This window comes from Bradyrhizobium sp. SZCCHNGR1005, assembly GCF_032489995.1.
Classification (GTDB): domain Bacteria; phylum Pseudomonadota; class Alphaproteobacteria; order Rhizobiales; family Xanthobacteraceae; genus Bradyrhizobium.
This window is the reverse complement of the sequence record NZ_JAUEZC010000006.1, coordinates 294,460-319,575: the sequence shown is the minus strand read 5'-3', so window position 1 is coordinate 319,575 and position 25,116 is coordinate 294,460. Positions and strand designations below refer to the sequence as shown.

The 25,116-nt window shown below is 63.7% G+C and carries 26 protein-coding genes and 1 pseudogene; 9 read left to right on the top strand and 18 right to left on the bottom strand.

Annotation, left to right across the window (positions count from 1 at the left end; translation table 11 throughout):
- The first annotated feature begins 67 nt into the window (after positions 1-67).
- A complete protein-coding gene (gene cysD / locus QXZ85_RS25170) occupies positions 68-892 on the top strand; it encodes a sulfate adenylyltransferase subunit CysD (protein WP_315728344.1) in 825 nt (274 codons plus the stop codon).
- A gap of 15 nt (positions 893-907) precedes the next feature.
- On the top strand, positions 908-2,812 hold the full coding sequence (cysC, locus tag QXZ85_RS25165; protein ID WP_315768800.1) for an adenylyl-sulfate kinase: 1,905 nt from the start codon (positions 908-910) through the stop codon (positions 2,810-2,812).
- Positions 2,813-2,977: 165 nt separating this feature from the next.
- On the opposite strand, the gene QXZ85_RS25160 is transcribed toward cysC, so the two are convergent.
- Positions 2,978-4,261, bottom strand: a complete 1,284-nt coding sequence (locus QXZ85_RS25160; protein ID WP_315702973.1) for a cupin domain-containing protein — start codon at positions 4,259-4,261, stop codon at positions 2,978-2,980.
- Positions 4,262-4,500: 239 nt separating this feature from the next.
- Between QXZ85_RS25160 and QXZ85_RS25155 the strand changes: the two genes are divergently transcribed.
- Positions 4,501-4,956, top strand: coding sequence for a TfoX/Sxy family protein (locus QXZ85_RS25155; protein ID WP_315768799.1), 456 nt, complete (start codon positions 4,501-4,503; stop codon positions 4,954-4,956).
- 125 nt (positions 4,957-5,081) lie between these two features.
- Here QXZ85_RS25155 and QXZ85_RS25150 read toward each other — a convergent pair whose 3' ends face one another.
- Positions 5,082-5,567, bottom strand: coding sequence for a hypothetical protein (locus QXZ85_RS25150; protein WP_315743922.1), 486 nt, complete (start codon positions 5,565-5,567; stop codon positions 5,082-5,084).
- Between the two features lie 96 nt (positions 5,568-5,663).
- On the opposite strand from QXZ85_RS25150, the gene QXZ85_RS25145 reads away from it, so the two are divergent.
- Complete coding sequence (locus QXZ85_RS25145) at positions 5,664-6,131, top strand: hypothetical protein (protein ID WP_315768798.1); 468 nt, start codon at positions 5,664-5,666, stop codon at positions 6,129-6,131.
- Positions 6,132-6,249: 118 nt separating this feature from the next.
- On the opposite strand, the gene QXZ85_RS25140 is transcribed toward QXZ85_RS25145, so the two are convergent.
- Complete coding sequence (locus QXZ85_RS25140) at positions 6,250-6,762, bottom strand: hypothetical protein (protein ID WP_315768797.1); 513 nt, start codon at positions 6,760-6,762, stop codon at positions 6,250-6,252.
- 1,289 nt (positions 6,763-8,051) lie between these two features.
- Here QXZ85_RS25140 and QXZ85_RS25135 point away from each other — a divergent pair.
- Positions 8,052-10,214 (top strand): malate synthase G, encoded by a 2,163-nt coding sequence (locus tag QXZ85_RS25135; protein ID WP_315768830.1) that lies wholly within the window; start codon positions 8,052-8,054, stop codon positions 10,212-10,214.
- A 61-nt stretch (positions 10,215-10,275) separates the two neighbouring features.
- Here the strand turns inward: QXZ85_RS25135 and QXZ85_RS25130 are convergent, their stop codons facing one another.
- The 3 genes from QXZ85_RS25130 to QXZ85_RS25120 all read right to left on the bottom strand — a co-directional run bounded on the left by QXZ85_RS25130 (position 10,276) and on the right by QXZ85_RS25120 (position 12,104).
- A complete protein-coding gene (locus tag QXZ85_RS25130) occupies positions 10,276-10,431 on the bottom strand; it encodes a Thivi_2564 family membrane protein (protein ID WP_315702968.1) in 156 nt (51 codons plus the stop codon).
- A 225-nt stretch (positions 10,432-10,656) separates the two neighbouring features.
- Complete coding sequence (locus tag QXZ85_RS25125) at positions 10,657-11,319, bottom strand: DUF2865 domain-containing protein (RefSeq protein ID WP_315768796.1); 663 nt, start codon at positions 11,317-11,319, stop codon at positions 10,657-10,659.
- A 14-nt stretch (positions 11,320-11,333) separates the two neighbouring features.
- The gene (locus QXZ85_RS25120; RefSeq protein WP_316174986.1) at positions 11,334-12,104 is read right to left on the bottom strand and encodes a L,D-transpeptidase; all 771 of its coding nucleotides are present in this window, start codon (positions 12,102-12,104) and stop codon (positions 11,334-11,336) included.
- 249 nt (positions 12,105-12,353) lie between these two features.
- Between QXZ85_RS25120 and QXZ85_RS25115 the strand changes: the two genes are divergently transcribed.
- Together QXZ85_RS25115 and QXZ85_RS25110 are read left to right on the top strand one after the other, a co-directional pair.
- Positions 12,354-13,472, top strand: a complete 1,119-nt coding sequence (locus QXZ85_RS25115; RefSeq protein WP_315743967.1) for an AI-2E family transporter — start codon at positions 12,354-12,356, stop codon at positions 13,470-13,472.
- 82 nt (positions 13,473-13,554) lie between these two features.
- Positions 13,555-13,926, top strand: a complete 372-nt coding sequence (locus QXZ85_RS25110) for a YqjD family protein (RefSeq protein WP_315702965.1) — start codon at positions 13,555-13,557, stop codon at positions 13,924-13,926.
- Positions 13,927-14,094: 168 nt separating this feature from the next.
- Here the strand turns inward: QXZ85_RS25110 and QXZ85_RS25105 are convergent, their stop codons facing one another.
- On the bottom strand, positions 14,095-14,469 hold the full coding sequence (locus tag QXZ85_RS25105; RefSeq protein ID WP_315729475.1) for a hypothetical protein: 375 nt from the start codon (positions 14,467-14,469) through the stop codon (positions 14,095-14,097).
- Between the two features lie 565 nt (positions 14,470-15,034).
- A complete protein-coding gene (locus QXZ85_RS25100) occupies positions 15,035-15,838 on the bottom strand; it encodes a response regulator (RefSeq protein ID WP_315702963.1) in 804 nt (267 codons plus the stop codon).
- 209 nt (positions 15,839-16,047) lie between these two features.
- Here QXZ85_RS25100 and QXZ85_RS25095 point away from each other — a divergent pair, with 209 nt between their 5' ends.
- Entirely contained in the window at positions 16,048-16,284 is a 237-nt protein-coding gene (locus tag QXZ85_RS25095) for a NepR family anti-sigma factor (RefSeq protein WP_315702962.1), read from the top strand.
- Entirely contained in the window at positions 16,284-16,832 is a 549-nt protein-coding gene (locus tag QXZ85_RS25090) for a sigma-70 family RNA polymerase sigma factor (protein WP_315702961.1), read from the top strand. The genes QXZ85_RS25095 and QXZ85_RS25090 overlap by 1 nt, the downstream gene beginning before the upstream one ends.
- A gap of 163 nt (positions 16,833-16,995) precedes the next feature.
- Here QXZ85_RS25090 and QXZ85_RS25085 read toward each other — a convergent pair whose 3' ends face one another.
- The 10 genes and pseudogenes from QXZ85_RS25085 to QXZ85_RS25040 form a co-directional block, all read right to left on the bottom strand.
- The gene (locus QXZ85_RS25085) at positions 16,996-18,654 is read right to left on the bottom strand and encodes an HWE histidine kinase domain-containing protein (protein ID WP_315768794.1); all 1,659 of its coding nucleotides are present in this window, start codon (positions 18,652-18,654) and stop codon (positions 16,996-16,998) included.
- A 274-nt stretch (positions 18,655-18,928) separates the two neighbouring features.
- Positions 18,929-19,570: an urease accessory protein UreG gene (gene ureG, locus QXZ85_RS25080; RefSeq protein ID WP_315702959.1), complete on the bottom strand. Its 642-nt coding sequence runs from the start codon at positions 19,568-19,570 to the stop codon at positions 18,929-18,931.
- Between the two features lie 159 nt (positions 19,571-19,729).
- Positions 19,730-20,452 carry an urease accessory protein UreF gene (locus QXZ85_RS25075; protein WP_315743969.1) on the bottom strand — a complete coding sequence of 241 codons (723 nt, stop codon included), beginning with the start codon at positions 20,450-20,452 and terminating at the stop codon, positions 19,730-19,732.
- Positions 20,439-21,071: an urease accessory protein UreE gene (locus tag QXZ85_RS25070; protein WP_315702958.1), complete on the bottom strand. Its 633-nt coding sequence runs from the start codon at positions 21,069-21,071 to the stop codon at positions 20,439-20,441. The genes QXZ85_RS25075 and QXZ85_RS25070 overlap by 14 nt, the downstream gene beginning before the upstream one ends.
- 29 nt (positions 21,072-21,100) lie before the next feature.
- Complete coding sequence (locus QXZ85_RS25065; RefSeq protein WP_315702957.1) at positions 21,101-21,400, bottom strand: putative quinol monooxygenase; 300 nt, start codon at positions 21,398-21,400, stop codon at positions 21,101-21,103.
- Between the two features lie 44 nt (positions 21,401-21,444).
- Positions 21,445-23,160: an urease subunit alpha gene (gene ureC, locus QXZ85_RS25060; RefSeq protein ID WP_315702956.1), complete on the bottom strand. Its 1,716-nt coding sequence runs from the start codon at positions 23,158-23,160 to the stop codon at positions 21,445-21,447.
- A 178-nt stretch (positions 23,161-23,338) separates the two neighbouring features.
- Positions 23,339-23,482, bottom strand: a pseudogene (locus tag QXZ85_RS25055) (phosphohydrolase); the annotation flags it as partial.
- A 4-nt stretch (positions 23,483-23,486) separates the two neighbouring features.
- The gene (locus QXZ85_RS25050) at positions 23,487-23,792 is read right to left on the bottom strand and encodes an urease subunit beta (RefSeq protein ID WP_315743930.1); all 306 of its coding nucleotides are present in this window, start codon (positions 23,790-23,792) and stop codon (positions 23,487-23,489) included.
- Between the two features lie 130 nt (positions 23,793-23,922).
- Positions 23,923-24,225, bottom strand: a complete 303-nt coding sequence (locus QXZ85_RS25045) for an urease subunit gamma (protein WP_315702953.1) — start codon at positions 24,223-24,225, stop codon at positions 23,923-23,925.
- Positions 24,226-24,245: 20 nt separating this feature from the next.
- Entirely contained in the window at positions 24,246-25,079 is an 834-nt protein-coding gene (locus QXZ85_RS25040; protein WP_315728342.1) for an urease accessory protein UreD, read from the bottom strand.
- Positions 25,080-25,116: the final 37 nt, after the last annotated feature.

Below are 25,116 nucleotides of genomic sequence, written 5' to 3'. Positions count from 1 at the left end.
GCACGTTCTCGACAACGATTTCGCAAAAGACAAGTTGGCCGCCTCAGAGGTCATTCAAGCATCTTCCATGCCGCGCATTCTCGAAACGGCGCCGAGCATGGACCATCTCGACGCGCTTGAAGCGCAGAGCATCTACATTCTCCGCGAGGCGTTTGCACGGCTGAAAAAGCTGGCGCTGCTGTGGTCGCTCGGCAAGGACTCCAACGTGATGATCTGGCTGGCGCGCAAGGCCTTCTTCGGCCGGGTGCCGTTCCCCTGCCTGCATGTCGATACGGGCAAGAAGTTCCCGGAGATGTACGCGTTCCGCGACACCTACGCCAAGGAATGGGGGCTCGATCTCAAACTGGAGCCTTGCCCCCCGATCGAGGCGGTCGATCCGACGCTGCCGCCGGCGGCACGTTCTGCCGCGCGCAAGACCGAAGGGTTGAAACTCGCGCTGGCCAAATACGGCTTCGACGGGCTCATCGCCGGCATCCGCCGCGACGAGGAGGCGACGCGCGCCAAGGAGCGCGTGTTCTCGCCGCGCGGCGCGGAAGGCCATTGGGACGTGCGCGACCAGCCGCCGGAGTTCTGGGACCATTTCAACGCCTCGCCGCCGCCGGGCGCGCATTTGCGCATCCATCCGATCCTGCATTGGACCGAGGCCGACATCTGGGCCTACACCGCGCGGGAGAACATCCCGATCATCCCGCTCTATCTCGCCAAAAACGGCAAGCGCTATCGCTCGCTCGGCGATCAGGACATCACGTTTCCGGTCGCCTCCACCGCCACCAGCATTCCGGAGATCCTGGTCGAACTGGAAAACACCAAGGTGCCGGAGCGTGCCGGCCGCGCGCTCGACCACGAGACCGAAGACGCCTTCGAGCGGCTGCGCGTCGCCGGCTATCTGTGATCGGGGGCTGAAATCATGAACATGATGGTCTCCGCCACGCCGAACGGCACCACGCGCCCGCAAGTGCGCATCGTCATCGTCGGCCATGTCGATCACGGCAAGTCCACCCTGGTCGGCCGGCTCTTGCATGAGACCGGCAGCCTGCCCGAAGGCAAGCTGGAGATGCTGAAGGCCGTCAGCACCCGGCGCGGCATGCCGTTCGAGTGGTCGTTCCTGCTCGATGCGCTGCAGACCGAGCGCGACCAGGGCATCACCATCGACACCACGCAGATCCGCTTCCGCACCAATGCGCGCGATGTCGTGCTGATCGACGCGCCCGGCCATGCCGAGTTCCTGCGCAACATGATCACCGGCGCCTCGCAGGCCGACGGCGCGGTGCTGATCATCGATGCGCTGGAAGGCGTGCGCGACCAGACCCGCCGCCACGGCTATCTGTTGCACCTGCTCGGCGTCCGCCAAGTCGCCGTGGTCGTCAACAAGATGGACCGCGTGGATTTCTCGGCCGCTCGCTTCAACGAGATCAAGGACGAGATCTCGGCGCATCTGTCCGGCCTCGGCGTCAAGCCCGCGGCGGTGATCCCGATCTCCGCACGCGACGGCGACGGCGTCGCAGTGAGGACCTCGCGCATCGGCTGGTACAAGGGCCCGACCGTGGTCGAGGCGCTCGATGCGCTGGAGCCGGCACGGCCGCTGGAAAGCCTGGCCCTGCGCCTGCCGGTGCAGGCGATCTACAAATTCGACGACCGCCGCATCGTCGCCGGGCGCATTGAATCCGGCCAGCTGCAGGCCGGCGACGAGATCGTGATCATGCCGGCCGGCAAGATCGCCAAGATCCGCACCGTCGAAGGCTGGCCGGCGACGCCGCTGACCGGGCCGCAGGGTGCCGGACGTTCGGTCGGCGTCACGCTCGACCGCGAGCTGTTCATCGAACGCGGCGACGTCATCGCTCATGTCGGCAAGGAGCCGCAGGCGACGCGGCGGCTGCACGCACGAATCTTCTGGCTGCACGATGCGCCCCTCAAGAAGGGCGATGGCATCGTGGTGCGGCTCGGCACCCGGGAGACGCGCGCGAGCGTGGTCGCGATCGAGAAGGCGATCGATCCCGGCGCGCTGGCGAGCGAGGAGACCGCCGCGATCGCGCGCAACCATGTCGGCGAGATCGAGATCGCGCTGGCGCAGCCGGTCGCGGCCGATCCCACCGCCGAGAATCCGCGCACCGGACGATTGGTGATCGAGGTCAATGGCCGCATCGCCGGCGGTGGTCTCGTGCTGTCGGCGGATGCTGCCAGGCGCGCGGCCCCCGTCGACATCGTGCCGGTGGAATCGGCGCTGCAACCGCAGGAGCGCGCCGAGCGTCACCGCCACAAGGGCGCGGTGGTCTGGCTCACGGGCCTGCCCGGTGCCGGCAAATCGACCCTGGCGCGCGCGCTGGAGCGGCGCCTGTTCACCCGCGGCGGCGCGCCGATCCTGCTCGACGGCGATACGCTGCGCGCCGGCCTCAACAAGGATCTCGGCTTCACGCCGGAGGATCGCGCGGAAAACATCCGCCGCCTCGCCGAGGTCGCGACCCACCTGGCGCGCAACGGCCACATCGCGATCGTGGCTGCGGTGTCGCCCGCGCGCGAGGACCGCTCCGCGGCCCGTCGCGTCGCCGGCGATCTGTTCCGCGAAGTCTATGTCGCCACGCCTGCCGAGGTGTGCGAAAGCCGCGATCCCAAGGGCCATTACGCCAAGGCGCGCGCCGGCGCGCTCAAGGGCTTCACCGGCATCGGCAACGACTACGAGCCGCCGACGGATGCCGAACTCGTGCTCGACACCTCGACCCGCTCTGTGGTCGAGGCCACTGACGCCATCGAACGGCTGCTGGCGGCGACCAGCGTGCTGTTCGACGACATCGCGGATCTCGCCGCGAATATTTGATGTGTGATTTCAATCGCCCGTAACGCCCTCCGCCGTCATCGCCCGCGAAAGCGGGCGATCCAGTATTCCAGAGGCGCTCATGCTCGACCGAGAAGCCGCGGCGTACTGGATGCCCCGCCTTCGCGGGGCATGACGGCGCCAGCTTAGCGATAGCAAAATCGAACCTCATCCCGGAACGATTGCCGTATTGGCTTTCGGGATCGCCTGCAGCGTCTCCGGCGAAATGCCGAGATGCTGCGTGACCAGCTCGGGCGGAATGTGCGTGAGCCACTGGTTCAGCGAGATATCCTGATAGTGCGAGGTCTTGAACATCTCGAGAAACACCAGATCGGTGTCGCCGGTGTTTTCGATGTAATGCCCGAGCGTCTGCGGGATGTAGCCGACGTCGCCGGGATTGAAGTCGGCGGTGCGGGCCTCGGCGCGATTGAAGAACACCGTCATGCGGCCTTTGCCCGCGATGTAGTACTGCCATTCGTTGGCGTTCGGATGCCAATGAAGCTCGCGCATGCCGCCCGGCTTCACGGTGACATGCGCCATCGCGATGTTCTGTGACGCCGCGAAGTTCGTGGAATCGACGATCCGCACCTCGCCGCTGCGGTCGGACTTCTGCGGCTGCATCCGCATCATCCGGAAATCGAAGGTCTGCGTGCTGCGCTGCCCGGAATTGATCGCGGCGCTGCGGTCCTGCTCCAAGCCGCCGGGAACGGCGGCCTGGAAGATGTAGCGGCCTTCCTGGGGAATGGTCTTGAACGAGGCCAGCGCGCTCTCGGGCACGCTCCAATTCTTCGCGACGACATCGGGCGGCGTATGGATCATCCAGTCCGACAGCAGCGTGGTGTTGTCCTCGGAGAACTTGCCGTCATCGAACACCAGCAGAAATTCGCAGCCGTCGGGACCAAGCCCCTGCAGCGAGTGCGGCACCCCGGTCGGGAAGTACCAGAGATCGCCCGCGCTCACGTCATCCACGAAGGTGCCGCCGTCGACATCGACCGCCGTGATGCGGCAATTGCCATACAGCATGATCGCCCATTCATCGGCCTCGTGCCAGTGCAGCTCGCGGATGCCGCCGGCAGTCAGGCGCATGTTGACGCCGGCAATGTCCTTGGAGATCGGGAAATCATTGACGTTCACCTGTCGCGACCAGCCGCCGTCCTGGATGCGCCGGTGCATCATCGAGAACGAGCTCCAGAAGGTCGGCGGCAGCGCGTGATCGGTCGGGGGCGGCGAAACGCTGTTCGGGAAGAGCTGCTGCAGGGTGCGGTTCTGCGGCCCCGGATCGCTGGCGCTGCGCTGCTGCTCCGAGCCTTGCGCATTGACCTGCGCCACGGCGCGCTCACTGGCCAGCGCGCCGGCCACCGCGGCGGTCGAAGCGCCGAGGAAGTTACGCCGCGAGAACAGATGCTTGAGCGCCGAGCGGGCGCTCAAGACAGAAAAGGGCTGAGAGGACATGGGAACGTCTCCACTTCCGGCCCTGCTTGAACAGCGCGAGCGGGGGAACGTTCCTGCAATGTCTTGCCAAGCGTCTTCAAATCTTCGGGGATTTGCAGCGTGCGTCGGACGAAACACGCTTGAGCGGGCGCTCTGGCGACAATCGGACGGCCCATCGTGCGGCCGATCTGAGCTGGCTATTCTCAATTGATCGAATTCACGAAAAGGAGAAAGATCGAGCAGCATGAGATGGTCCCGCCATGAGAGAGACCGTGATGGTCGCAAGCGCCAGCTTTTCGGAGTTCCTGCGCGAACAATTCGCTACCCTCGGGCCGCTCACGTTTCGCCGCATGTTCGGCAAGACAGGCGTCTTCTGCGACGGCGTCATGCTGGCTATGGTGACCGAAGATACCCTCTACTTCCGGGTGGACGAGAGCAACAAGCCGATCTTCGAGGAGGCAGCGGCGTTCCCGCCGCTCAACTATAGCAAGGGCGGACGCAGCATCGACCTGGCCTTTTGGCGCGCACCGGAACGGCTGTTCGATGAGCCTGACGAATTCGTGGTGTGGGCGCGCGCGGCGCTCGCGGCAGCTCATCGTGTCGCGGCACGACGAGTGCCGAACGCCACAGCGAAAGACGTTCGCCAAGGCCGCAGGCGTAAGAGCGACAAGCGGCAACGGATCAAGCCCCGGCGGGTCAAGACGCGCGGTTCGTAGGGTGGGCAAAGGCGCGCAGCGCCGTGCCCACCGCAACCATGACAAGTTGGCGTAGCCCGGATGAGCGAGAAGGATATCCGGTGACTCGCGTATCGCTTGCGCTCACGCGGGCTACTCTGACCGGTTCAAATCGAACCATTCAGCCCGACGGACAGATAGCCCTCGATGTCCGGGCCGGCCGGATTCGCCAACACGTGATCGAGCCACGCCTGCCGCTCGAACGCCTGGACCGCCAGCTCCCAGACGCAGGGGCCGTAGTGCTCTTGGCTGACATCCGCGAAACGCGTCGGATCGGCGAGCGTCGCGTGGAAGTGATGATGGCGCAGAATATCGCAATCCTCCCAGCGGTCGATCAGCAACCATACGCCGGCCAACCCGACATGAACCGTCAAGAAGCCGAGGTTCGTATCGAGGTCGGTTTCGGGCAACGTCCGAAGGACGGATTCGCTCGTGTCCCAGGCGGCCTCCACGACGTCCGTAACATCCGACGCAGCAGCGCTGAGGGTGACGACATTGATCTTGATGCGCCATCGCCCGCTGGTCCGCGCTCCCAGGAACGAGACGATGCGCTGTCGGTACTGGTAGGCGGCCAGACGTTGAAGATGCTGCATCGTGCTCGATCCATCCTACGCGTCCGCTTCACTTCCGCGCGCGCGGATGCATGCTATAGTAGCCTGCGCTTGCATATCATCGGATGCGGAGCCCCTATGTGGAAGGCATTTTGGAGGAAATGGACGGTCGATAGGCCCGCTCTCTTGGGCGATTGGCTATGGGACGTCCTCGTCGTGCAGTTCGCGGCCTTCCTGGACCGGCTGACACTGAGGCGGATCGTCGCCTTTCTGCCAGTCCTCATTCTCATCTTTGCCTACTATCACAGCATCCCGATCCCGCCCGAACTGATGCTGGTCGGCGATGTCCTGGCCTATATCGATGTCTTCTCGGTCCTGCTCCTGCTCGGCATCTTCAGCCGTGTCACGACGATCCTGTTCATCGTCAAGCAGGCGACCGCACGGATCGCGAGCTTGACGCGGAGTTTGGCGGCGACCGTCGGACGCCTGGATATCCGGCATCGGCGTGAGCCCGGCACGAAAGCCCGGAAACGGCTCGCGGACCGCTGTGGCAATGAAAGCGACGACGAGCCGATCATTGTTGGCGGCCTCGCGTTGGCATGGTGAACCCAGCAGGCGCAGTCTGTCGGGTGGGCAAAGGCGCGCAGCGCCGTGCCCACCGTCCCGATCTTCAGACGAAGACGGTGGGCACGCTTCGCTTTGCCCACCCTACGAGGCTGACCGTCTACATGGCGCCGGAAAGCTTCGCCTTGCTGAAAAATTCGCTCAGCCGGTCGCTGACCAGCTCGATCCGTTCTGTGGGATAGGGTCGTTGAACGGCATAGTCATGCGGGATCCGGACTAAGGGTGGATCGTCCCTCACCTCTCGCAGGTCCAAAAAGTACGGATCGCCTGCCCCCTCGGCGCACCCACCGACCGGAATGTATCCATGAGGCACGACAGAGATGCCCGGCTCACATTCGGTTGCTTCCGACACCATCTGCGCCGGTGTGAGCCATAGAACCTCTGCACCGATCTTTGACTTGTCGATGTCTGCATCCAACGAAAAGTACGTCCCTGCCAGTCTATTCTCGTGCAGCATGATGATCAGCCAGTCGGGCAATGGATGTGGATCGAAGCCGGACCTTAACAGGCGAATGTCGTCTTCCGTTGCCGCCGAACCGCGAAGACGTTGAGAGATCTGTTGCATGGCGAGGTCAAGCATCATCAATCCGGCAGCACGTGGCAGATTGGCCATACGCTATTCACCTCATGAAGGCGTGGATGGCCGAAACGAAGCGGAGATTGTCTTACTGAATGGACAGTATCAGCAGACACGCGCCGCACAACAAATTCCTCTTGTGGAGCCCGGCTCCTACACGCGCAATCAGTCTCGCGGAACAACTCATTTCGTGAGCCCCTTCAAACCCCTTAGCCTGTCCGCCCCTCAAGTTAGAAATTTTTCTTTCTTTTTTTCCGAAATTGTGTTTCTATACCGTCATCCCGCCGCGATGAGAGGGGCGCTTCGCGATCGTCACGAGCGTTGGGTGCGGGATGCGGTGGGCGCATCGGGCTGCAGCGTGATCATTCACGCAGACGAACGATCCGATGCGCACGGCGAAGTCGTGTGGTCCTGGCATCCCGGTGCTGGTGCTAAATCCGCAGCAAGCGACGAGCGCGCGGATGACGGGGGCAATCAAGCCGGTCCCCGGGGAGATCACGTATAAGCCGTAAAGCCATCGCGCAGGGAAGGCCGGTTGTCCGGCTCGTACCTGTGGTGACTGCCGCCTGCATTCTTTTCTGCAGGCGGGCCATGGGTGTGAGCCAACACCCGGCCTTCCCTGCGCCCTCCATCTTCGAGAGGGCGCATCGTTCGCAAAGCTCGGACGCGAAACGCGTCGCGAGAACGCGGACGCTCATCCCGATAAGCTGTTTGAGACGTTGAGTAGAAAGATGCCAAGCGTGCACTGCGCCCCTCCCCTGGAGGGGGAGGGGCGCCTCGCAACGAGCGAAGCGAGATGTGAGGCGGGGTGGGGTGATCTCTCCACGTCCGCAGCGATTTGTGAGTTCACTCCTCCCCGTCGCGCCTCGCTGCGCGGCGCGCGCCGATCCTCCCTCTCCAAGGGGCGGGCGGAAGCTGGCCATCCGCGCTGTGCCGGGGCCACTAAGACGTGGATGGCCGGCCACACACTCGACCGGCGATCCAGTATTGCAGAGACAATTGTGACCCTGCCGAGAAGCCGCGGCGTACTGGATCCCCGCATTCGCGGGGATGACACCGTTTCTGACGCTTCTTCTGACGCTTCCGAAAATGGCAAGCATGACGATGCCCGGACCCGACCGAGCGTGCGGCCAACGGTAAAAGGCGCGGCCGGCCTGAAGGCGAGACCCGGAGCAGGTCATGGCCGCCGCGGCATATGGCCCCTTCGCCCTGCCCCCCTTCCGCTTGCCCGGCTTTGACGCTAAATGGCGTCGAGCCGCATTTTCGGCAGTAATTGCCCCAATCGGCGCGCAACGCCGCGCCTCTCAGAGAGAAACGTTCGGATGATGAACCGCATCGACGCCCACGGACTGAAGATCGCCCCCGTCCTTTACGATTTCATCGCCAAGGAGGCTGCGCCCAAGACCGGGATCGACGCCGACGCGTTCTGGGCCGGCCTCGCCGCCATCATCCGCGACCTCGCCCCGAAGAACCGCGAGCTGCTCGCCTTCCGCGATGCCTTGCAGGCCAAGATCGACGCCTGGCATCTCGCCGACAAGGGCAAGGCGTTCGACCTCAACGCCTACACCGCCTTCCTGAAGGAGATCGGCTATCTCCAGCCGGAGCCGGCCACGCACAAGGTCGAGACCGCAAATGTGGACGAGGAGATCGGCAAGATCTGCGGGCCGCAGCTGGTCGTGCCGCTGACCAATGCGCGCTATGCGCTGAATGCCGCGAATGCGCGCTGGGGCTCGCTCTACGACGCCTTCTACGGCACCGATGCGATCCCGCACGATCCGAGCGCGACGGGCAAGGGCTATAACAAGGCGCGCGGCGACAAGGTGATCGCCAAGGCCAAGGCCTTCCTTGATGCCGCAGTGCCGCTCGCCACCGGCAGCCACACCGACGTGACGTCCTACAGCGTGATCGCCGGCCAGCTCTCGGCCAAGCTGAAGAGCGGCAACGCCACGGCGCTGAAGACCCCGGCGCAGTTCGCCGGCTATCAGGGCGATGCCGCCGCGCCCTCCGCGATCCTGCTCGTCAACAACGGCCTGCATATCGACGTGCAGATCAACCGCAACAATCCGATCGGGAAGGACGATCCGGCCGGGGTCGCCGACATGATCATGGAGGCCGCGGTCTCCACCATCCTCGACATGGAGGACTCGGTCGCCGCCGTCGATGCCGAGGACAAGGTGCTGGTCTATCGCAACACGCTCGGCCTGATGAACGGGACGCTGGCGGCCGATTTCGAGAAGGGCGGCAAGACGCTGACGCGCTCGCTGCACACCGACCGCAGCTACACCACGCCCGACGGCAAGACGCTGACCCTGCACGGCCGCAGCCTGCTGCTGATCCGCAATTGCGGGCATCACATGTTCACCGACGCCGTGCTGGACGCCAAGGGCGAGGAGGTGCCCGAGGGCATTCTCGATGCCGCCGTCACCGGGCTTCTTGCACTCCATGACCTCAAGGGTCTTTCGAAGCTCAAGAACAGCCGCACCGGCTCGATCTACATCGTCAAGCCGAAGATGCACGGCCCCGACGAGGTCGCCTTCGCCGTCGCGCTGTTCGGCCGGGTCGAGAAGCTGCTCGGCCTGCCGGAGGACACGATGAAGATCGGCATCATGGACGAGGAGCGCCGCACCACGGTCAACCTCAAGGCCTGCATTCAGCAGGCCTCCAAGCGCATCATGTTCATCAATACCGGCTTCCTCGACCGCACCGGCGACGAGATCCACACCTCGATGGAAGCGGGCCCGATGATCCGCAAGAACGAGATGAAGGCGCAGCCCTGGATCAAGGCCTATGAGGACTGGAACGTCGACATGGGCCTGATCGATGGCCTGCCGGGACACGCCCAGATCGGCAAGGGCATGTGGGCCGCGCCCGACAAGATGGCCGACATGCTGGCGCAGAAGATCGGCCACCCGCAGGCCGGCGCCACCACGGCCTGGGTGCCGTCGCCGACCGCGGCGACGCTGCACGCTTTGCACTACCACCAGGTCAACGTGCTGGCGCGGCAGCAGGAGCTCGCGAAGGGCGGCCAGCGTGGGAAGCTCTCCGATATCCTCACCATCCCGGTGTCGCAGTCGAACTGGGCGCCCGACGACGTGCGCCAGGAGATCGACAACAACTGCCAGGGTATTCTCGGCTACGTCGTGCGCTGGATCGACCAGGGCGTCGGTTGCTCCAAGGTGCCCGACATCCACGATGTCGGCCTGATGGAAGACCGCGCCACCTTGCGCATCTCCAGCCAGCATCTCGCCAACTGGCTGCACCACGGCGTCGTCACCGAGGCGCAGGTGATGGAATCGCTGAAGCGGATGGCGGAAGTGGTCGACAAGCAGAATGCCGGCGATCCGCTCTACCAGCCGATGGCGCCCGCCTTCGACGGCGTCGCCTTCAAGGCCGCCTGCGACCTCGTCTTCAAGGGCCGCACGCAGCCGAACGGCTACACCGAATACATCCTGACCGCGCGGCGCCGCGAGGCCAAGGCGTCAGCATAAGCAGCGAAAGCCCCGGCGCTCACCGGGGCTTTTTCTTCGGTCGAAGCACAATCTTAAGGTGTTAAATTACAGCGATATATCTCAAGAGCGAGATCACGCCGAGAATGATCACGATCACCCGGCAGATCTGCTTCGCTCGCCCGTCGATCGGCAGCAGATTGATCAGATAGAGCACGAGGATGACGACGAGGAAGGTGACGAGAGCACTGATGAGCATGGATCGGGCCCTGAGATGATGCGCTGCCGATTCAACGTTCCCGGGCCGCTCCGGTTCCCGAACCGGAACCGAAATATGAACGGCACGGTCACGCGCGATGTTGCGGCGGCCGCTGAAAACGACGGGCGCGCGGCGAGGAGAGCCGGAGGCTGCATCTCGGCATTCAGGTCAACGAATTCCTCGGCAGGGTTCGCGCGACCTGATGGTCACGCGGTCAGGGACGGCCTACTCCGACGCGACCACCGGCGCGCGGCGGAAGCGCGCTCGGATCGATTCCGGCGCCGGCGAGAAGTTGGTCTCGGCATGTTTGCCGGCCGCACGATTGGCGACCATCAGCCCGTCCGCGCCAGCGACGATATCGCCCTTGCGCAAGGTCGGATCGTTCTCGATCGGGACCTTGGCCAACCCGAATTGATCCTTGCCGTTGCAGGTGCAGCCGTCCACGATCTGGGTGCGATAACGGAACGCGTTCGGCAATTCGGAATAGGGCTTGCCCTCATCGGTTTCCGCCTGATCGATCGAGCTGCCATAGACGATCTCGGTCTTGGATGCCGGACAGAAGCTGTTGCAGGCCGCCTCCTTGCCCTGGTCGCCGGTGGCGCCGAGCGGGAAATAACGACCGTCGCAGGTGCGCACGCACCAGGCCTGACCGACTCCTCCGCCGCCCGAGGCGGCTTCTTCCCGCGGCGCCGGCCGCCGCTGGGATGGCGCATCGTCGGCAAAGGGAAAGCGGACGTAGGGCTGCGGCGCCGACTGCCGGGGCGACCCGAAGCCACCGAACAAGGCAGAGAAGAAATCCTCCGCTTGGGCTGCTGCCGGCAATGCCACCGCACCGGCGAGACCGGCGGTGCCCAGCGCCAGCACGGCGGCAACCAATCGAGCCTTCATCACGGTCTCCTCGCTCAGTTGACGGACGAGACCGGGATCGACATCGCCTGGCGCCCCGATGTCGTCAGGAGCGGACGGGGCGGCGCGAGCGGCGTGCTGCGCGCCTGCAGCGGCGCGCGCTTCGACAGTCCGGGCGATCCCTTGGGCAGCACCACGACCTTGGTGCCGACTTGAACGCGATTGAACAGATCGGTGACGTCCTCATTGGTGAGGCGAATGCAGCCGGACGAGACGAACTTGCCGATCGTCGTGGGATCGTTGGTGCCGTGGATCCGGTATTCGCTGGAGCCGAGATACATCGCCCGCGCACCGAGCGGGTTGCCGGGCCCGCCGGCCATGAAGCGCGGCAGATAGGGCTGGCGTGCGATCATCTGCGCCGGCGGATGCCAATCCGGCCATTCCGCCTTGTGGCTGACGGTCTGGACGCCCGACCATGTGAACCCTTCACGTCCGACGCCGACGCCGTAGCGGATCGCGCGACCACCCCCGAGCACGTAATAGAGGTAGGTATTTCCGGTATCGATGATGATCGTGCCCGGCGCCTCGCGCGTATCGAGGTTGACGATGGTGCGGCGGAAGCGATCCGGCAGCGCGCTGTCCTCGTCCTGAACAGCGGTATTAGGCGCCGCCTCTTCCGGCGGAAAGACCTCACGGGCGAAGGGCGCGTAGCCGAGCGCCTGGGCCCGGACCGCGGTGGCAAAGCACGGCGCCAGTGCAACAAGGCCGGCGAAGATCAGCATGGAGCGGCGCAGCGACCAGCTCCGGGCGAAAACGGACTCTGTCATGGGTTGCCCCCTCGAGATCGGGCATCGCGGCCGGCGATGCGCTTCCTGGGTCCAAACGCAAACGGTCTCGCCGGAGTTCCGCCCCGGCTGTGTCCCTCACACATCTGTCAAGCCACGCGAGCCGCATGTTCGGCATTCGAGCCTCACATTCGCGCGACGGAACTTGGAGCTGGATCGACGGTTGTCGCCAAAGTTGACACCCTTCGGCGCAGATCGGCGCCGGATCCCTCCGGCCGCGAGAGAAACATGGTGCGCGTACTTCCCACCGAGCGCCTCCTGCCGGACGGGAATGAAGGCTCACCACTTGTCGAGCATCGAAGCGAAGTGCCGCCGGTGATCCGGCGCACCGAGGTGGTCGCCATCGCGCTCGTGATCCTGACGGTGATCTGCGTCACCGGCGTTCTCTACTTCGCGAAGGCGTTCTTTCTTCCGGTCGTGATGGCGTTCGTGGTCGGGACCATGCTGTCGCCCGCGGCCAATCGCCTGGAGCGCTTTCGGATTCCACGGGCGATCGCCGCGCTGCTGATCGTGGCAGCGGTTGCCACGGCGGTGGCCTTCATCGTCGGGCTGATCTCTGCACCCCTGCTCGACTGGAGCAACCGGCTGCCGGAGCTTGCGACGCGGCTGAAGGACAAGCTGAATGTATTCGATCGGCCGATCGCACTCTGGCATGAGATGCAGGCCGCGATTGGCGGCAGCAGTCCCGAGAGCGCCACCAACCTGCAACTTCCGAAATTCGATTGGGTGCAACCTACCATCGAATTCCTGTCGCCGACCTTCACCGAATTCCTGCTGTTCTTCGCCACGCTGGTGCTGTTCATCGCCAGCTGGCGCGATCTGCGGCGCGCGTTGATCATGAATTTCGGCGATCACGAGGCGCGTCTGCGCACCTTACGCATCCTCAATGAGATCGAGCTGCATCTCGGCAATTATCTATTGACCGTCACGCTCATCAACACCGGGCTCGGCGTTGCCACCGGGCTTGCCTGCGCGTTGTCCGGGATGCCCAATCCAGCCGGCCTCGGCGCGCTCGCCGCGACGTTGAACTTCATTCCCATCATCGGTCCGATCGCGATGTTCGCGATCCTGACGGTGGTCGGTATCATCACGTTTCCGACGCTCGGCGGCGGGCTCGTTGCGCCCCTTGCCTTCGCCGGAATCGCATTCGTCGAGGGCCACTTCATCACGCCAACCATCATCGGCCGCCGCCTGGCGCTGAACGCGCTGGCCGTCTTCATTGCGCTCGCCTTCTGGACCTGGCTCTGGGGTCCGATGGGCGCCTTCCTGGCCTCGCCGCTGCTGATCGTCGGCCTGATCATGAAGGAGCATCTGTTGCCGGACGATTCGCCGCAACTTCCGCCGGACTAATTGGGGTTTCGTTCCAGGAACTTCCCCAATGACGCCGCGTTTGTCGGACTGACGCAGTTGACCACTTGCCCGGGAGTTTTCGATGTCGATGACCGATGGCGAGACCGCGACGAAGAACCTCGCCGACAAAGCGAACTACGAACGCCTGCAGAAGGATGTCACCGCCGTGAAAAACGATATCGCCGCCCTGACCGACCAGATCACCGACGCGCTCAACGCCTTCGCCGGGAAAGCCGGCAACCAGGCCCGCAGCGGCTATCGCGAAGCACGAGAGAGAATGGATCAGACCTTCGATGACATGTCCGAGCGCGGCAACGCGATGATGGGTGCGGCGCAGGATGCTGCAAGTTCGCTCGAGGAACGCTTCGAGGACGTCATCACGCAGCGCCCGCTGGCGACCGTCGGCCTGGCACTCGGACTTGGCTTCCTGATCGGCGTGACCTGGCGGCGCTGATCGACTGAACGCGGGTCGTTCAGACTTGGTCGTTTAGCCTTGGTCGTCCAGCCTTGGAGGACAAAAAAACCTCGGCGCCAACACGCGCGGCGCCGAGGCGGGAGTGGCGGAGCAACCGGTGCAATTCACACAAGGCAAAATCGCTGGCTGCTGAATGATGGCTGTTCGTCAGGTAATGCAGCGGCCGGGCTGCAGCTGCTTCGCGATTTCGGTCAGGACCGAAACGGGGGGCTCGCAGGCGACCGGCCGCTTCGCGACTTCCTTCTTGCCGCTGTCAATCCCGATCGGCCGCGAAGGCGGCTGTCTCGTCCCACCCTCGCCGGCGAGGCTCGGGCCGTTGCCGGCGGTCAGCGGCAGGCGAAGCAGAAAGGTCGTGTCGGAAAATTGCGACAGGTGCAGTGCGACAGTTCTCGTCGGTCCGGCAGCCTGCGGCATCGCACCGCGATCTGCCTTGGCGGCGCGGTTGACGTTGTTCGCCGAACCGCCGCGGAAGGCGCTCGTCAGATCGTGGCCCGATGCGAGCTGAACCGCTCCGAGCGTCAAGGAAGCTGCTAAAGTCCCAAAAACAAAGATTTTCGCTGAATACGCCATGGCCCTGTTCCCTCGCCCGCTGGCGATCGCCATTCCAACGTTGGTCGCGGGAACGGGGTTCTTGGATGGGCCGATCACTTAACCGTGTCTTAAAATCCGTCGCGGTGAGGTAAAAAAATAGTCGGCGACCAAAGGAACGACTTTTGGCGTCGTGAGTCATCACTGCAGCCGGTCGTTCCCCCTGCCCCATTGACCGGCAACGCGGGGCACGGCCGTGGTGATGCCGGCCGTGCCCCGCATTCGTTTGTTCATTCCTAAATCTTGCTCCTGATCGGTCGGTGCAAGGTCATGGCACGAGGGCAAGCCCGTCTATCATGTCGGGAGCGCCGGCAAAGATGTCCTTCGACGAGCTGATGAAGGCGAGCGGCCTTACAGCGCACGACCGCGTTGTCACGTCGAAGATCGACGGCATCTGTCGCGGGCGCACCTGCAGAATAAAACGATCGGCGCGCCTCGATCGTGAAGCGCGCCGATTGAACACATCTATGTCGCGGACCAAGCGAACAGGGATCGGCTTTTATGCCGCCGGCTTGGGCATCCGGTTACGGGAGTTGCGCTGGAAGAACAGCGCCTGGCTGGCCACGGCAGAGACCATTGCCGGCTGGAACGGCTTCGAGATCAGGAAAGCCGGCTCCGGCCGCTCGCCGGTCAGGAAGCGCTCGGGATAAGCGGTGATGAACACCACCGGGACTTCGAAGGTGCGCAGCAACTCGTTGACGGCGTCCAGGCCGGACGAGCCATCGGCGAGCTGGATATCGGCCAAGATCAGGCCCGGCTTCCTATTCTTGGCAAGCGCCACCGCATCGGCATGGGTGCGGGCGACGCCAATCACGTTGTGGCCGAGATTCCGCACCAGGCTCTCAAGGTCCATGGCGATGAAGGTCTCGTCCTCGATGATCAACACGTCGGTGGCGATCTCTGCAGCCAGCTCGCGACCGGCGGCATCGGCCAAGCGCCGGGTTTCCGCGACATCGATGTCGAGGATAAAAGCGACCTCCTCCTCGGCGAAACCTTCCAGCGAGAGGAGCAGGAACGCTTGGCGGGGCAACGGCGTAAGGTTGGAGAGCCGCCGCTCCGGCGGCATCGGCAAGGTCGTGACCTCGGTGTCGTCGTTCAGTGCCACCGAGTTCCAGATTTGGGTGAACAGCCGGAACAGGCCGGCGCGCGGTCCGTAGCGTTCATCCAGCAGGGAGGGATCCTGGATCAAGGCTTCCAACATGGCGCCCACATAGGCGTCGCCGGAGCCCTGGCTGCCGGTCAGGGCGCGGGCATAGCGGCGCAGCAACGGCAAATGTTCAGCAACAAGCTGTGATCGGGACATCCCCACTCCATTCGCTATTTTGGGCCAAACATCCTCGGGGGCGGCCCGGGTTCCCCTGGTGGGCAGACTACTCCCGAGCCGCAGAAAAGTTCCCAAATCAATGGGAACTTTTGTCGTCGGTTCGCATTAGTTCCCGACACACCTCTCAACGACGAGAATAATTCTTGAAGCTTCAGGGACTTAACTCTCGGGGAAACGTGGAAAAGGTCATGAAGGATGTAAAGTCTCAAGCCAGCAAGATTGCGGCACCGCGCAAGCCCGGCGGGCTCAATGCGGAGATTCAGTCCAGAATTGGACACCAGCTCCGCGCCATGTACGACGATGTCGTCCGCCAGGGTGTCCCCGACCGGTTTGCGGATTTGATCCGGAAGCTTGATGTCTCGGGGGATCCACCCCACGTGGACAACAGCGGGGGATCCAACGACCAAAATAACGGGAGGGACTAATGCCTCTCACTGACTCCCTGCGGGACGACATTCTGGCTTCCGTTCCGAGCCTGCGAGCCTTTGCCATCTCGCTCAGCGGTAACAGTGACCGCGCCGACGATCTGGTGCAGGAAACGCTGCTGCGTGCCCTCGCCAATATCGATTCCTTCCAACCCGGCTCCAATCTGCCGGCATGGCTGTTCACGATCCTGCGCAACTTGTTTCGCTCCGACTATCGCAAGCGGCGGCGAGAGGTGGAGGATGCCGAAGGCAATTATGCCAAAACCCTGAAGACGCATCCTGCACAGGGCGCGCATTTGGAGTTTGAGGAGTTTCGCGCGGCGCTCGATAAGCTGCCCCAGGACCAGCGGGAAGCGTTGATCCTGGTTGGAGCGTCCGGCTTCTCCTACGAGGATGCCGCTGCGATCTGCGGCTGCGCGGTCGGCACGATCAAGAGCCGCGTCAATCGTGCGCGATCGAAGCTGGCGGCCCTGCTCTATGTCGAAGGTGCCGAGGATTTCGGTCCCGATGAGACGGTACGGGCCGTGATCGGCGGCAGCGGCGGCTGATCCGCTCGCCGACCGACAACTGACAAATATAAAAGGCGGCCTCGATGGCCGCCTTTTCGTTCGTGCCGCCTGCCGGCTTGTCGGCTCGTCAATGCAGGCGCCGCATGCTCACGCGCCCGCCCCGATCTACGAATGGACGCTGGAGGGCTGCAGCGGATGAGGATCAGCGAGCCGGACGTACCGGAGCTGAGAACTTTTCGGTGCGGTCGCGCTCGGTCATGTCAACAACGGTCACCATCGGCGCGGTGAGTTCGTAGACATAGCTTGCTTCGGTGAAGTAGCGCTTGGACGTACCACCAAGCGCTTCCGGAGCGACGCGATCGAGCAGGATCAGGCCGAAATCGCTGTCCGGCCTTCGTGTGGCCTCGCTGGTGTTGAACTCCTCCCAGCGGAAGTGAAACACCATCTCCGATTCATCGCCCGTCACCTCCCATTTCGCCGTAATGTGCGGGTGCTTACCGACCAACGACAAGCCCTCGTCGGAATGCGAGGCGAGCTCGAAGAACAGCAATGACAGACTCTGCGCGGCGCGTGCGCTGACCGTGATGTCGGGGCCGCTGATGGCGATTCGCTCGGCGTGCGGAATGGCTCGCGCCTCGAACAGGCCGCGCAGGTGCACGCCCTGCCATTGGCTTTCGCTGAGCAACGTGACGACATTCGACATCGCGTGAATGCGTCCGATCAGAAGTTCGCGCGCGCTGTCGATGTCGCTGCCGTGACGCAGGGTACGGGTGACGATCGATTGGATCACGGCCAGGATGTTCTTGACCCGGTGGTTCAGCTCGTCGATCACGGCGGTCAGCCGCCGCTCGAAGCCGATCCGCACCTGGATTTCCCGGCTGAGCCGCAGATTATTGTAGGCCACGTAACCGAACAGACCACAGACGATGCCCGTCAGCGCAAGCCCGATGACACCGACGATCGCCGCCGTCTGCTGGGCACGCCGCATCGAATTGCTCTTGGCATAATAGACGAGCGACCAGTCGCGATTGCCGAAGGTGACCGTGCGCGTGGCCGATGGCGGAGCCGCTTCCGGTTCGCGCGTCCGGATGGTCACCACGCCTTGATCGTTGGCGATCAGCTCGCTGGTCGCGCTACGCGGATCCTTGAGCGCGACCGAAAACAGCGACAGGTCGTCGTTGGTGAGCATCAAGGGACCGAGCTCGTAGGAGAAGGCGACGAACCCAACCGCCGAACTCGCATCGTCCGGAACGACCGGCGCTGCGAGCATCAGGCCGACCGGACCATTTGCCCCCAATAGCGAGGACGGATCGGAGGCGATCGGCTTGCCCTCGGCCAGGGCGCGGGCCAGCGTCGGACCGAAGACCGGATGTCCGTCCAGCACCACCCCTGGAAGCGATGCGGTCTCGGCGCTGCGCGGCTCAAGATCCATCAACACGTCGATCGGGTGATCGAGTCCCTGTTGATCAAGCGGCTTGCCGTCGACATTGTGAATGGTGGGATTGGCGAAGCCGGACCGCTGAAGTTCGTTGCGCGCAGCAGGCAGTTCGTCAGGCTTGAGCCGCGCGACCCAGGCCGCGACCACGAAGTCGGTCTTGAACGCGTAGATCGCGGCGCGGAGCGGCTGGAGCATATTGGCGCGGATAACCGTCGGCGCACGAAACAGCCGCGACGCCACACGCGCCAGCAACTCGCGTTCGGTCAGACGGTCCTGCACGAGGCTGGCGTGAACATCGATAGCCCGGGCCAGAGCGATGCGATCGAGGGCCAGCTCCTGGTCGTGCACACGATAGGCGGCGAGGCCGGAGAGCACCGTCCCGATCAGCGCGATCGCACCGATGATGACACCGAGCCGAAGCACTCGTTTACTCTGCGATCGAGGGTTGGGGTAAACGAGTCATCAAAAGCCTGGACCGCTTACTCATGAACGCAAAAACACAGCCGACCAAACATATCATGATTGAGCCAACGGGACGCAATTCTCGAACCCTCCGATTATCCCGGAGGGGGCACACCGTCAGGCCGGAATCCGGACCTTTTGTAAACGCCGAAAGCAAACTTTGTTCCGGCCGCCGTGCGGCTTTTTTGCGTCAGAACCGGCAGCGTCGCCGGTCGGCCACGAGGGGTGCGGCAGATCAGCGCGCCCCAGCGCGAAGCTTCGACGGGCTCAGGCCGCCCTTGGTCTCGATGAAGCCAATGATCCGATCGAGCCCCTGGTTCTTCTTGAGATTGGTCATTACGAAAGGACGTTCGCCGCGCATCCGCGTGGCATCGCGCTCCATCTTCTCGAGCGATGCCCCGACATGAGGTGCCAAATCGATCTTATTGATCACCAGAAGATCGGAGCGCGTGATGCCCGGGCCGCCCTTCGAGGGAATCTTGTCGCCGGCTGCGACGTCGATGACGTAGATCGTGAGATCGGCGAGCTCCGGCGAGAAGGTCGCGGCCAGATTGTCTCCGCCGGATTCGATCAGCACGAGATCGAGATCCGGGAATTTCGCGCACATGTCGGCGACGGCGGCGAGGTTCATCGAGGCATCCTCCCGGATCGCGGTATGAGGGCACCCGCCAGTCTCAACGCCGGCGATGCGATCCGGCGTCAGCGAGCCTGAGCGCACCAGAAACTCGGCGTCCCATTTGGTGTAGATGTCGTTCGTGATCGCCGCGATGTCGTAGCGCTCGCGCATCGATTTACATAACAGGTCCATCAGGGCCGTCTTGCCTGATCCGACCGGGCCACCGATACCGACGCGCAACGGGCCGTGAGAAGATGACATTTTAGACAACCCTCGCATTGCTGTCGTCCTGGCGCACGCCGGGACCGATAACGCGTGATATATCGGCAGAGCAGAATGGCTGACGCCTCACGCAATAATAATTGCCAGTGGCTGTGGGTCCCCGCGTTCGCCGGGACGACTGGAGAGCATTGAACTGCATCACGACCGAAACAGCCTCGTATATTGCGTCTCATGGCGAAGGCTGGCGAGATCGGCGCGGAAAGTGGCGCTGCCGAGATCGTCCAGCGTGGCTGCCAGCGCGCGGTTGGCCGTGGCCGTCACCACCGGTTCGAGCGCCGCGAGCACGCGCTGGCTGTCGGTCTGACCGAGCGGGATCAGCCGGCTGCCGGCCGAGATCCAGTTCGAAGTCAACGCATGGAGAAAGGCGTGCAGCGTGGGCGGAAGTGGGATGTCATGCGCCGATGCCAGGATGCCGACGGCAACCGGGTAGACGACAGTCTCGCATTGAGAGATCGCGTCATCCAGCCCACCGCAAGTCCAGGCGGCGCGTGCGATCTCGACGAATGCCCGCCCCTGCGCCGTTGTTTCAAGCTGCCGCTCACGCGACGGCACAAAGGCGGCCGCGAGCTCGGCCACCTCGCGCAACGCACCCCGATCATCCGTTTCCATCGCGCGATGCGCCTGCGCCAGAAACACGCCGTCGCAGAAGCCCGCGCCGTCGGTCAGCATCGCCGATAACCAGTCATGCAAACTCGCCGCATCCGTGACGTCACCGGCCTCCACGGCCCATTCGATGCCGCTCGAATAGGAGAAGCCGCCGACAGGGAAGGACGGCGACAGCCAAGTCAGCAGCCGGTACAGCGCAGCAGCCTCGACCCCGGTCATCACCTCACGATCGCGTTCGACCTCATGTGCGGTCATGAGCATGGGAATGGCCGTGGTGATGCGCGTGTCCACAATGGTCATCGTGCTCATGGTGATGTTCACCATCATGATCATGATGCTCGTGGCCGTGATCATGAGCGTGACCGCAGCCATGGCCGTGATGCGCATGATCGTGTGCGCCGTGCTTGTGCGCATGATCGTGCGCGTCGTCGTGACCATGCGCCGGCTCGGCATAGGCGCCGCCTTCCGGATCGAACGGCGCTTCGATCTCGATCACGCGTGCGCCGAGCCCCTTCACCATCCCCTCGATGACATGGTCGCGACGGATGCGCAGAGCCTTGGCCATAATCTGCGTCGGCAGATGGCGATTGCCGAGATGCCAGGCGAGCCGCACCAGATGCTGCGGATCGGTGGCACGAATCTCCAGCAGCGGCTCCGCTGCTGCGACGACCTCGACCAAGCGACCGTCTTCGAGCACCAGTGCATCGCCGCCGCGCAAGGCGACGGCGCGCTCCAGATCCAGCAGGAACTGGAGCCCGCGGGTGCCGGTCATTGCCGTCCGCCGCCGGTGACGGTCGTCGAAATCGAGCACGACAGTATCGGCAGCGGCTTCGCGCCAGTGGTGCTGGCCCAGAACGCGTGTGGCTCGGATCATGCTGAGAACCTCATTCGTCCATATTCCGCTTAACGAACATCAACCTTCTCGGGCGTGATGACCTCGATCCGCGGCGGCGCCGTCATGCACTTCACGGCGACACGACCGAACGTCTTCATGTGTTCGGCCGAACGATGCGGCACCAGAGCCTCCGCATTTTCCCATTGTTCGACGAACACCATCTTGCTGGGATCGGTGACGCTCTCATGCAAGTCATAGGCGATGTTACCGGCCTCCTTGCGGGTCTCCGCGATGCAGGCCGTGGCGGCGGCAATGAATTCGGCGCGTGTTTCGGGTTTGACGGTCAAGGTCGCAACGACATAGATCACGAAAGATTCCTCCCGGTATGGTTCTGCTTATACCGGGAGAGACCTTAGAACATGAAATAGCGCTGCGCCATGGGCAGCACCTCGGCCGGCTCGCAGGTCAGGAGCTCGCCGTCTGCACGTACCTCATAGGTTTCCGGGTCGACCTCGATCTTGGGCAGCGCGTCATTATGGATCATGCTCTTCTTCGAGATTCGCCCGCGGGTGTTCTGCACCGCGTAGAGCTTCTTCGAGATCCCGAGCTGGCGGGCGAGCCCACCGGTGGCGGCCGCCTTCGAGGTGAACACCACGGACGAGGCCGTCAGCGCCTTGCCGAACGCTGCGAACATCGGCTGGTAATGCACCGGCTGCGGGGTCGGGATCGAGGCGTTCGGATCGCCCATTGGAGCTGCCACGATCGAACCGCCCTTGATGACGCAATCCGGCTTGACGCCGAAGAAGGCCGGCGACCACAGCACGAGATCGGCGAGCTTGCCTTTCTCGACCGATCCAATCAGCTTCGAGACGCCATGCGCGATTGCCGGGTTGATCGTGTACTTGGCAATGTAACGCTTGACGCGGAAGTTGTCGTTGTCATTGCCCTTGTCCTGCGGCAGTGCGCCACGCTGCTTCTTCATCTTGTCCGCAGTCTGCCAGGTACGGATGATGACTTCGCCGAGCCGACCCATGGCTTGGGAATCCGACGACAGCATCGAAAGTGCGCCGAGATCGTGCAGGATGTCTTCGGCAGCGATCGTTTCCTTGCGGATGCGGCTTTCGGCGAAGGCGAGATCCTCTGCGATCGAAGGATCGAGATGGTGGCACACCATCAGCATGTCGAGATGCTCGTCGATGGTGTTGCGCGTGAAGGGCCGGGTCGGATTGGTCGAGGACGGCAGCACGTTCTTCAGCCCGGCCACCTTGATGATATCGGGCGCATGACCGCCGCCCGCACCCTCGGTGTGGAAGGCGTGGATGGTGCGGCCCTTGAACGCCTTGATCGTATCTTCGACGAAGCCGGATTCGTTGAGCGTGTCGGAGTGCAGCATCACCTGAATGTCGTGATCGTCGGCGACCGAAAGGCAGTTGTCGATCGCGGCCGGCGTGGTGCCCCAATCCTCATGCAACTTGAGCGCACAGGCGCCAGCCTTGATCATCTCGACCAGCGCGGCGGGGCGCGCCGCATTGCCCTTGCCGGAAATGCCCAGATTGACCGGGAAGGCGTCGAACGACTGGATCATCCGCGCGATATGCCATGGGCCGGGCGTGCAGGTGGTGGCGAAGGTACCGTGCGAAGGACCGGTGCCGCCACCCAGCATCGAGGTGACGCCCGACATCAGCGCGTGCTCGATCTGCTGCGGGCAGATGAAATGGATATGGCTGTCGAAGCCGCCGGCCGTGAGGATCTTGCCCTCACCCGCGATCACGTCGGTGCCCGGACCGATGACGATCGTGACACCCGGCTGGATATCGGGATTGCCGGCCTTGCCGATCGCGTTGATCATGCCGTCTTTGATCGCGACGTCGGCTTTGACGATGCCCCAATGGTCGACGATGAGCGCGTTGGTGATGACGGTGTCGGCCGCGCCCTGCTTGTTGGTCACTTGCGACTGGCCCATGCCGTCGCGGATCACCTTGCCGCCGCCGAACTTCACCTCCTCGCCATAGGTGGTGAAATCCTTCTCGACCTCGATGATCAAGTCGGTATCGGCGAGCCGCACCTTGTCGCCGGTGGTCGGCCCGAACATGTCGGCATAGACGGAACGCTTGATTTTGACGGACATCCCCTGCTCCAATTCTCAAACTGCACGCGGCTCAATCGCGCTATTTGTCCGGCATACGGCATAGACCCTGAAATTCAGCGACGACGTCCAGGCCGACATCGAATTTGTATGTCAGTTCGGCTTGTCCGACTTTGAAATCGAAAGTCCCGGTGCGCTTCAACTCCTCGAACGGCGTTTCGCCGTCGGTAACCATCAACAGGTTCGCGACCTCGGCGAGGCGGTTGATCGAGGGCTCTTCTCCGCGGCCTTTGCGCTGCCAGCCCGAATCGCGACGGGCCGCGAGTTCGGCGGCTTCGGAGACGAGGCGGATGCCGCTCGGCATGATCCTACAGCTTGCCCATGATGTCGCCGCGGAAGCCGTAAACGGTGCGCTTGCCGGCGAGCGCGACCAGCTGCACCTCGCGGGTCTGGCCGGGCTCGAAACGCACCGCGGTGCCGGCCGCGATGTCGAGCCGCATGCCGCGCGCCTTCCTGCGATCGAACTTCAGCGCCGGATTGGTCTCGAAGAAATGGTAGTGCGAGCCGACCTGGATCGGGCGATCGCCAGTATTGGCGACGGTGAGCGTCACCGTCTTGCGGCCGGCATTGAGCTCGATCTCGCCGTCCTGGATGAAGAGTTCGCCGGGGATCATGTTTACCTCATGTGTTTCCACAGCGTCATGGCCGGACTTGTCCCGGTCATCCACGTCTTACCATTCGGATCAAAGAACGTGGATGCCCGGGTCGAGCCCGGGCATGACGACAGAGATTGATGGACTCGCCTCACCGGATCGGCTCGTGCACAGTGACGAGCTTGGTGCCATCGGGGAACGTCGCTTCGACCTGGATGTCGTGGATCATCTCGGGGATACCGGGCATCACCTGCTCGCGTGTCAAGACCTGGGCTCCCGCCTGCATCAGGTCGGCAACGGTGCGGCCGTCGCGCGCGCCTTCCAGGATGAAATCGGAAATGATCGCCACCGCCTCAGGGTGATTGAGCTTGACGCCGCGTTCGAGCCTGCGGCGGGCCACGATGGCCGCCATCGAGATCAAGAGCTTGTCCTTTTCGCGAGGAGACAGATTCATGCCAACTCTCTAATAATCACCTAGTTGAGCCACAGCCGCGGCAGCGGCACATCGGATGCACAGCCAAGCACTGCCATCATATCGGCGCGCAGGCGCGCGGTATCTTGGGCGCAGAACCGCGCGATTGCAAATCCATTCCAGGCGGAAAGTCCGACCTCACCTCCGAACGATGAGGCGCTCTCTCTGATGCGCTCGACGAGCGCGGTATCGCCCGGCACGATCAGCGCCGTGCCGATCGCAGCGCCGCCTTTCGCGACTGCGGCCTGCGCCAATTTGCCACCGATTGCGCCCTCGAGCCGAACGGTCTCCGCGAAGACGAGTTTGCCGCCACGGCGCAACCGCCAGCGGTCGACGAACGCACCTTCGCGCATTTGCTCGCCCATCGCGGTGCGCCCGAATACGACGATCTCGCACAGCAAAAGCGAAGCGCTCTCGTCCATATCGATGTCGATCCGGCGCGTCATGCGCGCACGGTCGAACAGAATGGTCTCCTGCGGCAGCCAGGAGAGATGGGCGCGAGCGTCGACCTTGAGCGAGATATCGAGCTCGGCAGGCCGTCCCGGCGCGCGATAGACCTTCTCGGCTGCGGCCGTCGTCAGGGTCAGGCGCGCGCCCTCGCCAGCCGCGATCTCGATCGCGAACCGATCGCCCCCGGCGATGCCGCCGGCCGTGTTGACGAACATGGCCGAAAGGCCGTTGTCCTCCGGCGAGGGAAAACGGACGCGGAGCGAACCAGATTCATGCAGGCGGCCGCGGCGGGTCACGCCGTCCTGCAGACGCACGTCGAAGCGGACGGCACCGCGGGCGCGGTTGGACTCGAATATATCTAGCGCGTTGGCCGGCTCGGCCGTCATCCGTTCCCCCTCGACGCGAAGACGCGTCACGCCCGCA

What these genes read in the sequence shown, in the direction of transcription:
- cysD (WP_315728344.1), top strand. Translation starts at nt 68, where the DNA reads ATGCCGCGCATTCTCGAAACGGCGCCGAGCATGGACCATCTCGACGCG.
- cysC (WP_315768800.1), top strand. Translation starts at nt 908, where the DNA reads ATGAACATGATGGTCTCCGCCACGCCGAACGGCACCACGCGCCCGCAA.
- QXZ85_RS25160 (WP_315702973.1), bottom strand. Translation starts at nt 4,261, where the DNA reads ATGTCCTCTCAGCCCTTTTCTGTCTTGAGCGCCCGCTCGGCGCTCAAG.
- QXZ85_RS25155 (WP_315768799.1), top strand. Translation starts at nt 4,501, where the DNA reads ATGAGAGAGACCGTGATGGTCGCAAGCGCCAGCTTTTCGGAGTTCCTG.
- QXZ85_RS25150 (WP_315743922.1), bottom strand. Translation starts at nt 5,567, where the DNA reads ATGCAGCATCTTCAACGTCTGGCCGCCTACCAGTACCGACAGCGCATC.
- QXZ85_RS25145 (WP_315768798.1), top strand. Translation starts at nt 5,664, where the DNA reads ATGTGGAAGGCATTTTGGAGGAAATGGACGGTCGATAGGCCCGCTCTC.
- QXZ85_RS25140 (WP_315768797.1), bottom strand. Translation starts at nt 6,762, where the DNA reads ATGGCCAATCTGCCACGTGCTGCCGGATTGATGATGCTTGACCTCGCC.
- QXZ85_RS25135 (WP_315768830.1), top strand. Translation starts at nt 8,052, where the DNA reads ATGAACCGCATCGACGCCCACGGACTGAAGATCGCCCCCGTCCTTTAC.
- QXZ85_RS25130 (WP_315702968.1), bottom strand. Translation starts at nt 10,431, where the DNA reads ATGCTCATCAGTGCTCTCGTCACCTTCCTCGTCGTCATCCTCGTGCTC.
- QXZ85_RS25125 (WP_315768796.1), bottom strand. Translation starts at nt 11,319, where the DNA reads ATGAAGGCTCGATTGGTTGCCGCCGTGCTGGCGCTGGGCACCGCCGGT.
- QXZ85_RS25120 (WP_316174986.1), bottom strand. Translation starts at nt 12,104, where the DNA reads ATGACAGAGTCCGTTTTCGCCCGGAGCTGGTCGCTGCGCCGCTCCATG.
- QXZ85_RS25110 (WP_315702965.1), top strand. Translation starts at nt 13,555, where the DNA reads ATGTCGATGACCGATGGCGAGACCGCGACGAAGAACCTCGCCGACAAA.
- QXZ85_RS25100 (WP_315702963.1), bottom strand. Translation starts at nt 15,838, where the DNA reads ATGTCCCGATCACAGCTTGTTGCTGAACATTTGCCGTTGCTGCGCCGC.
- QXZ85_RS25095 (WP_315702962.1), top strand. Translation starts at nt 16,048, where the DNA reads ATGAAGGATGTAAAGTCTCAAGCCAGCAAGATTGCGGCACCGCGCAAG.
- QXZ85_RS25090 (WP_315702961.1), top strand. Translation starts at nt 16,284, where the DNA reads ATGCCTCTCACTGACTCCCTGCGGGACGACATTCTGGCTTCCGTTCCG.
- ureG (WP_315702959.1), bottom strand. Translation starts at nt 19,570, where the DNA reads ATGTCATCTTCTCACGGCCCGTTGCGCGTCGGTATCGGTGGCCCGGTC.
- QXZ85_RS25075 (WP_315743969.1), bottom strand. Translation starts at nt 20,452, where the DNA reads ATGACCGCACATGAGGTCGAACGCGATCGTGAGGTGATGACCGGGGTC.
- QXZ85_RS25070 (WP_315702958.1), bottom strand. Translation starts at nt 21,071, where the DNA reads ATGATCCGAGCCACACGCGTTCTGGGCCAGCACCACTGGCGCGAAGCC.
- ureC (WP_315702956.1), bottom strand. Translation starts at nt 23,160, where the DNA reads ATGTCCGTCAAAATCAAGCGTTCCGTCTATGCCGACATGTTCGGGCCG.
- QXZ85_RS25050 (WP_315743930.1), bottom strand. Translation starts at nt 23,792, where the DNA reads ATGATCCCCGGCGAACTCTTCATCCAGGACGGCGAGATCGAGCTCAAT.
- QXZ85_RS25045 (WP_315702953.1), bottom strand. Translation starts at nt 24,225, where the DNA reads ATGAATCTGTCTCCTCGCGAAAAGGACAAGCTCTTGATCTCGATGGCG.
- QXZ85_RS25040 (WP_315728342.1), bottom strand. Translation starts at nt 25,079, where the DNA reads ATGACGGCCGAGCCGGCCAACGCGCTAGATATATTCGAGTCCAACCGC.